General features: G+C 67.1%; 8 protein-coding genes. 5 read left to right on the forward strand and 3 right to left on the reverse strand.

The features are described 5' to 3' along the window. Positions 1–61: 61 nt before the first annotated feature. Both V7778_RS21835 and V7778_RS21840 read right to left on the reverse strand, forming a co-directional pair. The gene (locus V7778_RS21835; RefSeq protein WP_335559136.1) at positions 62–4,219 is read right to left on the reverse strand and encodes a DEAD/DEAH box helicase; all 4,158 of its coding nucleotides are present in this window, start codon (positions 4,217–4,219) and stop codon (positions 62–64) included. After that, positions 4,216–6,162 (reverse strand): dipeptidyl-peptidase 5, encoded by a 1,947-nt coding sequence (locus V7778_RS21840; RefSeq protein WP_335559138.1) that lies wholly within the window; start codon positions 6,160–6,162, stop codon positions 4,216–4,218. The genes V7778_RS21835 and V7778_RS21840 overlap by 4 nt, the downstream gene beginning before the upstream one ends. A 148-nt stretch (positions 6,163–6,310) precedes the next feature. Here V7778_RS21840 and hemE point away from each other — a divergent pair, with 148 nt between their 5' ends. The 4 genes from hemE to V7778_RS21860 all read left to right on the forward strand — a co-directional run bounded on the left by hemE (position 6,311) and on the right by V7778_RS21860 (position 12,492). Continuing rightward, positions 6,311–7,396 (forward strand): uroporphyrinogen decarboxylase, encoded by a 1,086-nt coding sequence (gene hemE, locus V7778_RS21845; protein ID WP_335559140.1) that lies wholly within the window; start codon positions 6,311–6,313, stop codon positions 7,394–7,396. A 548-nt stretch (positions 7,397–7,944) separates the two neighbouring features. Beyond that, a complete protein-coding gene (locus tag V7778_RS21850) occupies positions 7,945–9,966 on the forward strand; it encodes a primosomal protein N' (RefSeq protein ID WP_335559141.1) in 2,022 nt (673 codons plus the stop codon). Between the two features lie 79 nt (positions 9,967–10,045). Then, on the forward strand, positions 10,046–10,954 hold the full coding sequence (locus tag V7778_RS21855) for a hypothetical protein (protein ID WP_335559143.1): 909 nt from the start codon (positions 10,046–10,048) through the stop codon (positions 10,952–10,954). 98 nt (positions 10,955–11,052) lie between these two features. Next, positions 11,053–12,492: a dihydrolipoyl dehydrogenase gene (locus V7778_RS21860; protein WP_335559145.1), complete on the forward strand. Its 1,440-nt coding sequence runs from the start codon at positions 11,053–11,055 to the stop codon at positions 12,490–12,492. A 104-nt stretch (positions 12,493–12,596) separates the two neighbouring features. Here V7778_RS21860 and V7778_RS21865 read toward each other — a convergent pair whose 3' ends face one another. Then, positions 12,597–13,082, reverse strand: a complete 486-nt coding sequence (locus V7778_RS21865) for an SRPBCC family protein (RefSeq protein ID WP_335559148.1) — start codon at positions 13,080–13,082, stop codon at positions 12,597–12,599. Between the two features lie 211 nt (positions 13,083–13,293). Here V7778_RS21865 and V7778_RS21870 point away from each other — a divergent pair, with 211 nt between their 5' ends. Next, positions 13,294–15,363: a UvrD-helicase domain-containing protein gene (locus tag V7778_RS21870; protein ID WP_335559151.1), complete on the forward strand. Its 2,070-nt coding sequence runs from the start codon at positions 13,294–13,296 to the stop codon at positions 15,361–15,363. Positions 15,364–15,489 lie beyond the last annotated feature (126 nt).

A 15,489-nucleotide genomic window follows, 5' to 3' on the forward strand; every position in this document is an offset into this window, starting at 1 on the left:
GCGGCGCCCGTAACGATCACCGGAGCGCCGGCCGCCGCCTCGGCGGGCATAGCCGCCAACCCTACCGGGCGATCGGGCCCAGCCCCGTGCGCAGCATCTCCAGCATGTCCCCCGGCGACATGCGCGCCGCCATCTCGGTCCCTTCGAGCAGGCTGTCGGCCAGGTCGCGCTTGTGATGGTGCAGCTCCACGATGCCTTCCTCGATAGTGCCGCGCGCGACCAGGCGGTAGATGGTCACCGGCCGCTGCTGCCCCATGCGGTGGGCGCGGTCCGAGGCCTGGTCTTCCACCGCCGGGTTCCACCACGGGTCCATGTGGATCACGTAGTCGGCCGCCGTCAGGTTGATGCCGACCCCGCCCGCCTTCAGGCTGATCAGGAACAGCTCGCCCTCGCCGGCCTGGAAGGCGTCGACACGGCGCTTGCGCTCGTGGATGGGGGTGGAGCCGTCCAGGTACTGGTAGGGGATGCCCTTTTTATCCAGGTACTGGCGGATCAGGCTCAGGTGGTCGACGAACTGGCTGAACACCAGCACCTTGTGGCGGTTCTCCAGCAGGTCGTCCGTCAGGCGGGCAAAGGCGGCCAGCTTGCTGCTGGCGATGCCGGCGCCGGGCGCCACCAGCTCCGGATTGCAGACCGCGCGGCGCAGCCGCATCATCTCGGCCAGGATCGCGATCGACTTCTGGCTTTCGGGCGCTTCCAGCGCGGCCAGGGTGTCGAGCGCCTCGCGCCGCAGCGATTCGTAGAGCGAGCTTTCTTCCGCCGTCAGCTCCACCGGCAGCACGATCTCGGTGCGGGGCGGCAGTTCGGTCAGCACTTGCGCCTTGGTGCGGCGCAGGATGAAGGGCGCCGTCAATCTCCGCAGGCGAGCGCGCGCGCCCGCCTCGGCGCGTCGGTCTTTAGCTGATCCCTGGGCCTTTTCGATGGGGCCGGCGAAGCGCAGCTGGAACTGGTCGGCGCTGCCCAGCAAGCCCGGATTGATGAAGCGGAACAGGTTCCACAGCTCGCCCAGGTGGTTTTCCAGCGGCGTGCCGGTGGCCGCCATGCGGAAGTCGCCCTGCAGCGCCATCACGGCCTGCGAGCGCTTGGTGTGCATGTTCTTCACCGCCTGGGCTTCGTCCAGCACGATGCTGTGCCAGCGGCGGCCCGTAAACAGCGGCGCTTCCAGCTGCAGCAGGCCGTAGCTGCTCACGATCACGTCGAAGGGACCGGCCTCGTTCACCATCGCGCTCCGGTCGCCGGGGCCGAACAGCTTCAGCTTGAGGGTCGGCGCGAAGCGCTGGGCTTCGGCGATCCAGTTCAGGCACACCGAGGTCGGCGCCACCACCAGGGCCGGGCCGTTCGGGGCGCGGGTCAGCAGCAGGGCCAGGGCCTGCAGGGTCTTGCCCAGGCCCATGTCGTCGGCCAGGCAGGCGCCCACGCCCCAGTGGGCCAGGCGTCCCAGCCATTCGAAGCCCTCGCGCTGGTAATCGCGCAGCTCGGCCTGCAGGGTCGAGGGAAGTGGCGGCGTATAGGCCTCGGTCGCGGCGATGCGCGCCAGGTGGGCGCGCCAGGCCTCGTCGGTCTCGGCGCGGCCGGCTTCGCGCGCCAGTTCCTCGAGCGAGAAGCTGGCCAGCGCATGCAGGCGCACGCCGTCGCCCTGCAGCTCGCCATAGGAAAAGAGTTCGGTCAGGCGCCGGTGCAGCTCGTCGCTCAGGGCCAGGTATTCGTTGTCGCCCAGGGCCACGAAGCGGCTGCCGCCTTCGCGCAGGCGCTCCAGCAGGGCGCGCAGGTCCATCACGCGCTGTTCGTCGATCACCACCTCGCCGCTGGCGGCGAACCAGTCGCGGTCGCGCCGGATCTGGAGACGTACCGACTTGGTCGTGGCCTTTTTGGAAACACGGAATTTCTCCCCCTCGGGCCAGGCCACGACCACGCCGGCGGGATCGCGCCCGCGCAGCTGGTCGACCAGCTCCAGGCACTGCAGGGGCTGGCCGAGCAGCCATTCGCCGTGGTCAAGCTCGGCGTGCTCCAGCGCCTGGCAGGCGCCAATCAGCTGGCGCTCGGCCTCGCGCTCGGCGTTCAGGTTGCGCCTGGCTTCGGTACGGATGCCCGCGACATCGGCGATCACGTTTTCCGCGCCTTCGCCCGGCGCGTAATAGGCGCCGGCGTCCGGCAGCGGGCGCACCAGCAGCTGCATGCGCATGCCCTGCTGGTAGGGCCGCAGGTGGACGTGCAGGCGCGGGTCGGCCGCGACTTGCTCGATGTCGCCGGGGCTGGAACCGATGTCGGACTGCACGGTGACGATGGCCGAAATGGCGCTGATCGCGCGCAGCACGCGCCGTTCCGCCGCCAGCGGCACTTCCAGGCCCTCGCCCAGGATGGCGGCGATGCGGCGGTGTTCTTCCTTGATGTGCACCAGGCGCAGGCGGGTCGGGGTCTCGCGCGTGACGACCACGTCGCCGTCCTGGTCTTCCAACGAGGGCTGGAGCGCGATCAGGACCGTGCCGGCGCGCGCCTTCACCAGCAGTTCCGGCTCGCCCGGCAGCAGTTCCACCCGCGTGCCGGGCGCATCCATCCAGAACAGCAGCGGATGGCCGACCAGCACGGCCAGGGCCTTGCCCAGTTCGAGCTCGAAACGCACGCTGCTGCTGCCGTAGTAGCGCCGGCCGGCAATCGCGTTCACGGCTTGCAGGTCCTGGGCCGTCAGGAAGTCGAGTTCCACGCCTTCCTCGGCCAGGCGCTTGAGCCCCACCGCGCGGCCGCGGGTCCAGCCGCCTTGCGCGTCGCGCTTCTGCTCGCGCGGTTCGATCTCCTGCACACCCAGGTGCGGGTCGTAGCGGATCATCCAGACCAGGCGCGATTCACGGACCACTTCGGCATTCACCGCCGGCTGCAGATTGATCAGGGCGTTGAGCTGGCGCTCCCAGGCTTCCTCGCGTTCGAACCAGTGCGCCAGGTCGCCGAAGCGGTGTCGGCGCCGCAACTCGCCGGCGCGCTGTTCATGACCGACGTAGCCGAGCTGCCCGAGCAGGCCGGCCAGCTGGGCCGAGATGAAGTCGAAGCCGGCGCGCTCGGACTGCTCCAGCATCTCTTCGAGCTGGGCGCGCTTGCCCGCCAGCTGCTGCAGGCCGAGCCAGTGGTGCATCAGGGCGCGGAACAGGAAAGGTTCGAGCGACAGCTCCCAGTTGCGCGAGGCCAGCACCTCGGCGTCGACCGTGCCGCGCCGGATCTCGCGCAGCATGCTGAGCTGGAACAGCACCGCATTGTCGGGACGCTGCACGGCGCGGGTGACGACTTCCAGCCAGGCGTCGAGCTGCTTCTGGTGCGCCGGCAGGGTGCTGCGCATCAGGGCGGCCAGGTAGAGGTGGGCGCCCAGGCCGCCGAAGGTGGCCTTGCGCTTGCCGGTCTCGCGCCGCAGCAGCTTGAGCGCCGCCTCGGCGCCTTGCAGGCCGGCGTCGAGGTCGTCGCGCAGCAGGGCGATCACGCTGCGCAGGAACAGGGCGGGCGAATCCGCCGCTTCGTCCAGCAGGGCAAGCGCGTCGTCCATCCGGCCGCATAGGATGAAATGCTCGGCCAGCGCCAGGCGCAGGGCCGCCGAGGGTTCGCCGGCGGCCGCCTGGCGCTCGGCGGCGGCGCGGATGGCCGGCGCCGCCAGCGGCTCGCGCTGGCAGTGCATGACCAGCACCGCCAGCACGCCGTCGCGCACGTTGCGGTGGATGCGTCCCATGATCGCGGGCTGGAACGCGGGCCGGGCGCAGACCTCGGCCAGCGGGTGCAGGTAGTTGGCTTCGTGACAGCGCAGGCAGGCGTCCAGCACCGGCGTTACGACCTCGCTGTCCTCGCCGGAGAGCAGGGCGATGCGCAGCAGGGCCAGGCCCTGGCGGTAGCTGCGCAGCATGAGGTGGCCCTGCCAGTCGCGGCGCACCGGCGTGGCCTGCGCGTAGGCGGCCGCCGCGCGGCCGAACTGGCCCTCGTCGAGCGCGCGGTCGAGCACCGGCCAGGACGCCTCGGGCGCGATCGCCACGCCGCGCTCGCCCACGTCCACCAGCAGGCCCAGGCCGCGCAGGCGCGCCAGCTCGGCGGCCCACTGCTCGGGCGGCAGCGGGATCCCGGCCGCCATCATGTGTTCCAGGATGCGCTGGCGGCCCATGGGTTCGCCGGCCACCGCCAGCAGGACCAGGACCAGGAATTCTTCGGCTTCGCAGGCAGCCAGGCGCTCGTGCAGCTCGCTCGGGATCATGCGTCTCCGAGGTTCTCGATCGCCACCGGCGCCAAGCCGGCCGGTACCGGCACGCCGAACACGCGCAGGTAGAAGCATAGCTCCGCTTCCAGGGTGCGCACGACGCTTTCAGCCTTCCTGAAGCCGTGTCCTTCGCCCTCGAGCGTCAGGTAGGCCACCGGCAGGCGGCGTGCGCGCAGCGCTTCGACCATGCTTTCGGACTGCTGCGGCGGCACCACCTTGTCGTCCAGGCCCTGGAAGAAAATCATCGGGTGGCGCAGCTTGTCGGTGTGGTGGATCGGCGAGCGTTCGCGGTAGACGGCGTCGGCGCGCTCTGGCGGGGCGACCAGGTACTGGTTGTAGTGCGACTCGAACTTGTGCGAGTCGGCGTCCAGGCCCTTGAGGTCGGACACGCCGTAGTAGCAGGCGCCGGCCTTGAACACGTCGTGGAAGGCGAGGGCGCTGAGCACCGTCAGGCCGCCGGCGCTGCTGCCGCGGATGAGCAGGCGCTCCGGATCGACCAGGCCCTGCTGCGCCAGGTGGCGCGCGCCGGCCACGCAATCCTCGACGTCGACCACGCCCCACTGGCCTTTGAGCAGGTCGCGGTAGGCGCGGCCGAAGCCGGTGCTGCCGCCGTAGTTCACGTCCAGCACGGCGAAGCCGCGGCTGGTCCAGAACTGGGTCGCCAGTTTCAGGGTGGAGGCGGCCATGCCGGTCGGGCCGCCGTGGCCGATCACAATCAGGGGCGGCAGTTCGCCCGCCAGCGGCGCGTAGTCCGGATTGCAGGGCGGGTAATGGAAGGCGTGGGACGTGCGTCCGTTCGCGCTCGGATAGCTGATGGCCTGGGGGACGGACAGGTAGCCCGCGTCCGGCAATTGCCCGATCGAGTGCGCCAGCACCTCGCGCCGGCCGCTGTCCAGGTCGATGCAGGCCAGTTCCAGCGCCACCGTGGGCGCGCCGCCCAGCACCGCCAGGGTCGAACCCTCGACGCGCAGCTCGCGGATTTCCTGGTAGGGCGTGTCGATGGCGCTCAGCGTGCCGTCGCGCAGCGACAGGCGCGCCACCCGGCTTACGCCCGCCTCGATATAGGCGCAGACGATCTCGCCGGCGGACGAAAAACCGTACAGCGAACCGCCGAAGGTCCATTGCGGCCCGCCGAACTCCGCCTCGCGCGGGCACAGCGCGTGCACCACCCCGTGGTCGTAGCGGTACAGGTTCCACCAGCCGCTGCGGTCGGACACGAAGTGCAGCACGCCGTCGGGCGACCATTCGGGCTGGCAGATCGATTCCTCGGCGCCGCCCGCGACCAGGCGGCCGTTCACCAGGCTGCCGTCGGCGGCGACGTCGGCCAGCCAGAGTTCCGTGCCTTCCCAGGGCATGCGCGGATGATCCCAGCACAGCCAGGCCAGCTGGGCGCCGTCCGGCGACAGGCGCGGCGCGGCGTAGAAATCGTTGCCGTCAACCAGCACGGTTTCGCTGCCGTCGAAGCCGATGGCGCACACCGTGTTGTCGGGGTAGGGGGCGGCGGCGGAATGGTCTTCGCGGATGCCGACCAGGCGCCGGCGCGGCGCATCGACGACGAAGTCGGCGTAGCGGCGCTCGCCGTCCGGCGTGAGGGCGGCCGGCTGGCCGTCCTGGTCCACGCGGTACAGGCGGTTGTCGCCATGGTGCGAGAAGAACACCTGGCCGCCGGCCACCGCATAGGCGCCGCCGCCGTATTCGTGCACCCGGCTGCGCACATTGAAGGGCAGGGGCGTCAGCTCGGCCTTGGCCGTGCAGGCCTGGCGCCCGCCCATCAGGGTCGAACGGCCGGCTTCGCTGGCCCGGCCTTCCAGCCAGTAGACGCTGCCGCCGTCGAGCGCCAGCTGGGATAGCGGGGTGGCGCCGGCGGCGACGGTGGCCGCAGTGATCGGCGAGATCCAGGCGCCGCAGGGCGCGGTTTGTTTGCTGGTGGCAACGGTCATGGCGGAGTCCTTCGCTGGGTGGAATGGCATTATAAATTGCTAAATGCGTGCCCGATGTCTGCCCGACGCGTGCCCGATGCGATGGGCGGCTGCGGTGCGCCCGGAGGATGCGATAATAGGCGTTTGACTTCGATCCGGATTGCCAGTCATGCCACAATTTGCCCCGCTCCAGAATGACACTTTCCTGCGTGCGCTGCTGCGCCAGCCGACCGACTACACCCCCGTGTGGCTGATGCGCCAGGCTGGCCGCTACCTGCCGGAATACCGCGCCACGCGGCAGCAGGCCGGCTCCTTCCTGGGCCTGGCCAAGAATCCGGATTTCGCCACCGAAGTCACCCTGCAGCCGCTCGACCGCTTTCCGCTGGACGCCTCGATCCTGTTCTCCGACATCCTGACCGTGCCGGACGCGATGGGCCTGGGCCTGTATTTCGCCGACGGCGAGGGGCCCAAGTTCGAGCGCCCGCTGCGCAGCGAAGAGCAGGTGATGGCCCTGGAAGTGCCGGACATGGCCTTGCTCGACTATGTATTCGAGGCCGTGACCCAGATCCGCACCGCCCTGAATGGCCGCGTGCCCCTGATCGGCTTCTCGGGCAGCCCCTGGACCCTGGCCTGCTACATGGTCGAAGGCCAGGGCTCGCGCGAATTCCACACCATTAAGAAAATGCTGTACGGCCGTCCGGACCTGATGCACCGCATCCTGGACATCAATGCGCGCGCCGTGGCCCAGTACCTGAACGCCCAGATCGACGCCGGCGCCCAGGCTGTGATGATCTTCGATTCCTGGGGCGGCGCGCTGGCCGACGGCGCCTACCAGGAATTCTCGCTGCGCTACATGCGGCAGGTGGTGGCGCAGCTGCAGCGCGAAAAGGACGGCGTGCGCATCCCGGCGATCGTGTTCACCAAGGGCGGTGGGCTGTGGCTGGACGAGATGGCGGATATCGGCGCCGACGCCCTGGGCCTGGACTGGACCGTCAACCTGGGCCGCGCGCGCGCCCTCGTGGGCGACCGCGTGGCGCTGCAGGGCAACCTCGACCCGGCCATCCTGTTCGCGGCGCCGGAGCAGATCCGCGCCGAGGTGGAGCGCTCGCTGGGCGCCTATGGCACGCCCTCGAACGGTCACGGCCACGTGTTCAACCTGGGGCACGGTATTTCGCAGTTCACGCCGCCGGAATCGGTCAGCGCCATGGTCGAGGCCGTACATAGCTTCAGCCGCCGCCAGCGCGCAGGTGGGTGACACTTCGGTTGACAGTTTCCGGAATTCCTGCCTGGGTTGGCGCTGCGAAGTCCTACTTGTTCACAACTTCGCTAAACCGGGCAAAAATTCCTGTGGACATCTCTAAGCCGGTCGAGAGAATGCAAGGCGATGATTTATAAGGCTTTTTCGACTGCCCGACCGGCGCCGTACCCGAACCACCACAAGCTTGTTCCAGAGAATTCGTCACATTTCGCCCCATTGTTCACAAAGTTATTCACAGGGGCCGGAAATGTGGAGAAAAGTGCTTCGTTTACCGGGACTTAGCGCCGATCTTCAAGTAAAGCGTGAAGTTTTTGATGCAACGCAGCGAGTTTTCCACCAAGACATCCCTACTTATGCACAACAACGCCGTTCCAGCCAAGTTTGTCAACAGGTCTGGCGGCATATATCTAAGTGCTTGAATTTAAAAAGAAAAATATAATTGACTCGAAGAATTTTCAGATTGGGCTTGATTTAACGTAAACCTTTAACGGGGTCAAGTACCACGCTATTCACAAAGTTTTCCACAGTTTTGCACAGGGTTCCCGTTGGCTGAATGCATCCTTGAAGTCGTGCTCGACACGCCGCTCAACAGCAGCTTCGATTACCGCTGGGTTTGCCCGCCAGGAGAAGATCCGGCGGCCGGCCCGCTGGCCGGCCAACTCGTGCTGGTGCCCTTCGCGCACCGCGAGGTGGTCGGCCTGATCGTCGGCGTCAAGCACGAGTCCGATGTGCCGCCGGAAAAGCTCAAGGATGCGCTGGCGGTGCGCAGCCAGCTGTCGCCGTTGCCCGAGCGCTGGATCGCCCTGGCGCGCTTCGCCGCCGACTACTACCAGCGCCCGATCGGCGAAGTGGCCTTGCCCGGGCTGCCCAAGAACCTGCGCGTGCCCAAGACCGTGGCGCTGGACCGTGCGCTGAAAAAACTGGCCAAGCTCGATACCGCCCAGGATGTCGGCGCCGCCGGCATGCCGGTGCTGAACCCCGCCCAGCAGGAAGCCGCCGCCGCCATCGGCCAGGCCCAGGGCTTCGCACCCTTGCTGCTGTGGGGCGTCACCGGCAGCGGCAAGACCGAGGTCTACCTGCAGGCTTGCGCCCAGGTGCTGGCGCGCGATCCCGAGGCCCAGATCCTGATCCTGGTCCCCGAGATCAACCTGACGCCCCAGCTGGAAGGGAATATCCGCGCGCGCTTTCCGGGCGCGCTGCTGGCCACCCTGCACAGCAGCCTGTCGGAAGGCGAGCGCATGCTGCACTGGCTGGCCGCCCACCAGGGCCATGCGCGGATCGTGCTCGGCACCCGGCTGGCGATCCTGGCTTCGCTGCCGAAGCTCAAGCTGATCGTCATCGACGAGGAACACGACCCCTCGTATAAACAGCAGGAAGGCCTGCGCTACTCGGCGCGCGACCTGGCCGTGTGGCGCGCCCGCCAGCTGGGCATTCCCATCGTACTGGGGTCGGCCACGCCCTCGCTGGAGACCTGGCACCACGCCCAGTCCGGGCGCTACACAAGGCTGGAGCTGCGCGAGCGCGCCGTGCGCGACGCCGTGCTGCCGCGCGTGCGCCTGGTCGACCTGGAGCGCGACCGCCCGCGCGACGGCCTGACCGGCGAGCTGATGACGGCGCTGCGCGCGCGCCTGGAGCGCGGCGAACAGTCGCTGCTGTTCCTGAACCGGCGCGGCTACGCGCCCGTGATCTCCTGCGACGCCTGCGGCTGGATCAGCAACTGCACCCGCTGCACGTCCTTCATGGTGCTGCACAAGCTGGAACACCGCTTGCGCTGCCACCACTGCAGCCTGGAGCTGCGCATCCCGCGCCATTGCCCCACCTGCGGCAACGTCGACCTGCAGCCGCTGGGGCGCGGCACCCAGCGCATCGAGGAAGGCCTGCAGGCCATGTTCCCCGAAGCGCGCGTGCTGCGCATCGACGCCGACTCCACCCGCCGCAAGGGCAGCGCCCAGGAAGCCTTCGACACCGTGCACCGGGGCGAGGTCGACATCCTGATCGGCACGCAAATGGTCGCCAAGGGCCACGATTTCAAGAACCTGACCCTGGTCGGCATCCTGAACCCGGACACCGCCCTGTTCTCGCAGGACTACCGGGCCGCCGAGCGCCTGTTCGCCCAGCTGATGCAGGTGGCGGGCCGGGCCGGGCGCGCGGGCGGCGCGTCTTCCGACGTGCTGGTCCAGACCCGCTACGCCACCCACCCGCTGTACGGCGCCCTGGTCCGCCACGACTACGAGCGCTTTGCCGGCATCCAGCTGGCCGAGCGCCGCGAAGCCGGACTGCCGCCCTTCATGTACCAGGCCCTGCTGCGCGCCGAGGCGCGCGAGCTGGCCACCGCGATCGCCTTCCTGGAACAGGCGCGCGACTGCCTGCCCTCCAGCAGCATCATGATCAACGATCCAATCCCCATGACCATGACACGGGTGTACAACGTCGATCGCGCCCAGCTCCTGGTCGAATCCCCGTCGCGGCCCGCCCTGCAGGCCTTCCTGCGCGAATGGGTGGAGCTGCTGCGCGCCATGAAGTCGCGCGTCAAGTGGTCGCTCGAGGTCGATCCGCTGGATATTTGAATGCGCGGGATGCGTCGGGACTTGCGCCGGGCATGGGCTCCGGTGGTATCTTCTCTCCATGCCATATCACTTGGATTCAATGGATAACTACCGGGAACGCTTCTATTCGCTCGTACGTTCAGCAGGAGCAGTGGCCTGGCCATTGAAAATGCTGGCGGGCGCCGTCATCAGCATCGTGACTGGCGGGGGCGTGTTGACGTTCTTGACCGAGAATGCGGCGTACCACTACGCGATGACCTATGGATTCAGGCCCGCTTTCGAAGGGGTGGATTTTGTCGGGCCCGTCGTTACCGCTGCAAGTTCAGGCCTGGTGGTGCTGGGTGTCATCCTGGCGGTCGCCATCAGTGTGATCGTCAAGCTGTTCTTCGCGTACATCAAATACGTCTCCAAGGAAGAGCGCGACAGCCTGATCGATACCTACCGGGCCCTTTCGTTCCGCCGTACGATCCTGCTGGCCGTGTTCGTCAGCCTGCTGCTGGCAACCCTCATCCATACCGCTTTCCATTGGGCCGGGAGAAATTTTGCCGCCTTCTCCCGCCAGATCGAAGTCGACGCCGTCATCTCGATCTGGATCCTGGCCTTCATGATTTCGGTCACCCTGCTCCTGATGATTTGGCGTCCCGCCCTGTCCTTCGCCGGCGCGGCGGCGATCGTCATCCTTTACTACGTCACGATCGGTCTCACCGTCCTCCCCGCGGACGATTATGCCAGGCAGCTGCGTAAGACCGGCTACGGGGGAGGCATCCACGTCAGCCTGGAACTGAAAAACGGCGACAAGGATCCGCGCGTGCTGGATGCGTATCTCCTGATGAGAACCCGCGAGTGGATGGTCGTCTATGACGAACACGCGAGGAAGATCAGCGAGTATCCCCTCGCCGACGTCAGCCGCATTAGCGTAAAGGACAGCGGCTTGCGCAAGATCGACTTCAGGCTGCCGCCCAAGGTCGACAGCCCATATTCCCGGTCGGATACTTCGGGCCTGCTGTAACCCGCGTTGGCGCGCGGGACCCGGGCACTCCTCCTGCTGGCTTGCCGAAAATAGCGTATCGTCATGCCGATCAGGCGCATCGATGGAGAGCAGAGCAGATGAACAAACTGGACGTGGATGTCGCCGTCATCGGCACCGGCACCGCCGGCATGACGGCCTACCGGGCGGCGAAGGCGCAAGGCGCGCGCACCGTGGTGATCGAAAGCGGGGTGTACGGCACCACCTGCGCCCGCGTGGGCTGCATGCCGAGCAAGCTCCTGATCGCGGCCAGCGAGGCGGCGCACGCGATGCAGCATTCCGGCCCCTTCGGCGTGCATGCGGGCGAGGTGCGCATCGACGGTCCGGCCGTGATGGAGCGCGTCAAGCGCGAGCGCGACCGCTTCGTGGGCTTCGTGCTGGAAGGCGTGGACAATATTCCCGACGAGGACAAGCTGCGCGGCCACGCCCGTTTCACCGGGCCGCGCACCCTGGTGGTCGACGGGCACACCGAGATCCATGCCGCGCGCATCGTGATCGCCACCGGTTCGACGCCGCTGCGCCTGCCGCAGCTCGAGAACGTGGGGCCGGGGATCGTCACCAGCGACGACGTGTTCTATTGGGACGACCTGCCACGCTCGGTGGCCGTGATCGGCACCGGCGTGATCGGCCTGGAACTGGGCCAGGCCCTGCACCGCCTCGGGGTGCGCGTGAAGTTCTATGCGCGCGGCGGCAGCATCGCGCACATCACCGACCCCGAAGTGCTGCGCGCGGCGGGGCGGGTGCTGAACGAGGAACTCGACATCCAGTTCCAGTCCAAGGTGGTGCGCGCGGTGCAGGAGGGCGACGAGGTCGCGCTCACGGTCAGCGACGCCATGGGCAAGGAAAACACGGAGCGCTTCCAGTACGTCCTGATGGCGGCCGGGCGCACGCCGAACGTGCACGACATCGGGCTGGAGCACACCGGCCTGGAACGCGGCGAGGACGGCATTCCCCATTTCGATGCGCGCACCATGCAGTGCGGGAACAGCCACATCTTCATCGCCGGCGACGCCAATAACGAGCGTCCGCTGCTGCACGACGCCGCCGACCACGGCAAGATCGCGGGCGACAACGCGGGCCGCTATCCGGACGTGCGCCCGGGCCTGCGCCGCACCCCGATCGCGGTGGCCTTCACCGAACCGAACATCGCCACCCTCGGCAAGAACTACCGCACGCTGTGCGAAGGCGGGCGGCGCAAGTTCGCGATCGGCAAGGTGTCCTTCGAGAACCAGGGCCGCAGCCGGGTCATGTTGCAGAACAAGGGCTTGCTGAGGGTGTACGGGGAATACGGCACCCGGCTGTTCCTGGGCGCCGAGATGATCGGACCGCGCGCGGAGCACCTGGCGCATACCCTGTCCTGGGCGGCGCAGATGCGGCTGACGGTGGACCAGATGCTGGAGATGCCCTTCTATCACCCGGTGATCGAGGAGGGCGTGCGCACGGCGCTGCGCGACCTGGCGCATTGCCTGACCGAGGGCGAGAGCGATACGGATGCGGCCGACTCGGAGCCGGGGACCTAATATCTTGCCACTAGCTGTAAAACCGTCATACGCGCCACTGGCGCGTATGACGGTCTCACAGCTAACTGTCGATCAACCAATTGAATCTGCTGGCGAACAGGTATTCAGTTCAACAAACTCGCATCCAGCTTCCCCTCCGCCGCCAGCTGGCGCAGGATCCGCACCGTATCGATGTCCGCCTCCTGGTAAGCCGACTTCTTGAACTCGTCATACATCGCGTTGGCCTCGTCCGTGTGTTCGCCGGTGCCGTCGTCGTAGCAGAAGCGCACCAGCAGCATGGCGTTGGTCGGCGACTCGATGATCATGCGCAGGCTGGAGGCGGCGATCTCGCCCTGGGGCGGGACCTCGACTCGCACTTCCTGCAGCGGGGTCAGGTGCACGCGGTCTTCGATCACCAGTTCGCCGTAGCGCAGGCGGCGGCCGAAGCTGCCGGCTTCGCGGTCCAGGATCTGGCATTCGTCCAGGTGGGGCATGAACATCATCGGCGATTCGGCGCGCAGCACCAGGCCGCGCCACAGCTGCTCGCGCGTGAGGGTGTCCACCAGCGGGTTCATCGGATCGTTGATCTCGACAAGATGTTCGAATTTCATGGGAAAGCGTCCTAGTAAGCCTTGAAAGCACGGGCGCCGGCTGCAGGCCGCCCAAAGCAGGAATGGTACTCCATCGCGCGCCCCGCCGCCCGAATGGGAAAAGGCGGGGGAGTGTTGCATTCCTGATCAGTTCGGCTATTTTTCTTTGGTGCACCGCTCCATCCGCCGAACACATCGTTAAAATATCGGCCTGCCTTCCTGAAACTTTCCCATGTCCAACGCACCAAAATTCGGCCTCAACGGGCCGCAAAGCGAAGCCGTGCTCTATCTCGACGGCCCCTGCCTGGTGCTGGCCGGCGCCGGCTCGGGCAAGACCCGCGTGATCACCCAGAAGATCGCCTACATGATCGAGGACCGCGGCTACGATCCGCGCACCATCGCCGCCCTGACCTTCACCAACAAGGCCGCGCTCGAGATGCAGGAGCGGATCGCCAAGCTGCTCAAGCAGCCCAAGCAGGCCAAGCAGCTGACGGTCTCGACCTTCCACTCGCTGGGCGTCAAGATCCTGCGCCAGGAAGCGGCCGGGGTCGGCCTGAAGGACAAGTTCTCGATCATGGACAGCGACGACTGCTACACCATCGTCTCCGATCTGGCGCTGACCACCGACAAGCAGGAAATCCGCCGCATCCAGAACGCGATCTCGCTGTGGAAGAACGGCCTGGTCGACCCCGAGGACGCGATCCGCCAGGCGCGCGACGAGGACGAGGCCATGGCCGGCCGCGTCTACCGCAGCTATGTGGCGACCCTGCAGGCCTACCAGGCGGTCGACTTCGACGACCTGATCCGCCTGCCGGTGGAGCTGTTCCGCAACAACGAACCGATCCGCGACCGCTGGCAGCGCCGCCTGCGCTACCTGCTGATGGACGAGTACCAGGACACCAACACCTGCCAGTACGAGCTGGTCAAGCTGCTGGTGACGGGCCTGGGCAAGAAACCGATGTTCACCGCCGTCGGCGACGACGACCAGGCGATCTACGCCTGGCGCGGTGCTTCGGTGGAAAACCTCAAGACCCTGCAGGTCGACTTCCCCGACCTGCGCGTCATCAAGCTGGAGCAGAACTACCGCTCCACCACCCGCATCCTGCAGGCGGCCAACGCGGTCATCGGCAACAACCCCAAGCTGTTCGAGAAGTCGCTGTGGTCCGAGCACGGCCTGGGCGAGCCGATCGAGGTGCTGGGCATGCAGAACGACGACCAGGAAGCCGACCAGGTGGCGATCATGATCTCGGCCGACCACTTCCAGCGCAAGAACAAGTGGTCCGACTACGCGATCCTGTACCGCGGCAACCACCAGGCGCGGGTGATCGAGCAGTCCCTGCGCAAGGAGCGCATTCCCTACACCATGTCGGGCGGCCAGAGTTTCTTCGACAAGGCGGAGATCAAGGACATCATCGCCTACCTGCGCCTGATCGCGAACCAGGACGACGACCCGGCCTTCATCCGCGCCGTCACCACCCCGAAGCGCGGGGTCGGCATGGCTACCCTGGAGGTGCTGGGCGAATTCTCGAAGCAGTGGAACTGCTCGCTGTTCGAGGCCGCGCGCAAGGGCGGCATCGAAGCGAAACTCGCCGAGCGCCAGCTGGCGCCGCTGCGCGACTTCTGCCGCTTCATGCTCGAGCTGGAGGACCGCGCCACCCGCCCCGGCCCATCGGGCAGCGGCGACAACGCGGCCGAAGTGCTCGACGACATGATGAAGGAGATGAACTACGAGCACTACCTGTACGAGAACTTCGACGACCGCGCGGCCCAGGCCAAGTGGCAGAACGTGCTCGAGTTCACCAACTGGCTGAAGGAGCGCGGCCGCGGCGGCCGCGAGCGCGACGGCGAGGAAAAGAACCTGCTGGAGCTGACCCAGATGGTGGCCCTGATGTCGATGCTGGAAGGCCAGGACGAAGAGCAGGATGCGGTGCGCATGTCGACCCTGCATGCGTCCAAGGGCCTGGAATACCCGCACGTCTACCTGGTCGGCTGCGAAGAAGGCATCCTGCCGCACAAGGGCGACCCGGACGACTCGGTCGAATCGATCGCGGCCCGTATCCAGGAAGAGCGGCGCCTGATGTATGTCGGCATCACCCGCGCCCAGCGCACCCTGCACGTCAGCTGGTGCAAGCGGCGCAAGCGCGCGGGCGAGCTGGTGAATTGCGATCCGTCGCGGTTTATCAAGGAAATGCAGCTCGACGTGGGCGACGCGCCGCCCAAGGAAACGGAAGTCCTGAGCCCGAAGGAACGCTTGGCGAACCTGAAAGCCTTGCTGACAACGCCAAAACCCGTACCGGGTTAGATGTGCCCGAGCGGTGGCAAGAACGTTGCGCGCCAGCCTTGATAGCCAGGCAAAAAGGCGCGCACGATTGAAATTCTTATTTGACTTCGACTGTCGCGCGGGAAATACTTTCCGATAGCGAATTTG

It is taken from the genome of Massilia sp. DD77, from assembly GCF_036961685.1.
Lineage (GTDB): Bacteria > Pseudomonadota > Gammaproteobacteria > Burkholderiales > Burkholderiaceae_D > Telluria.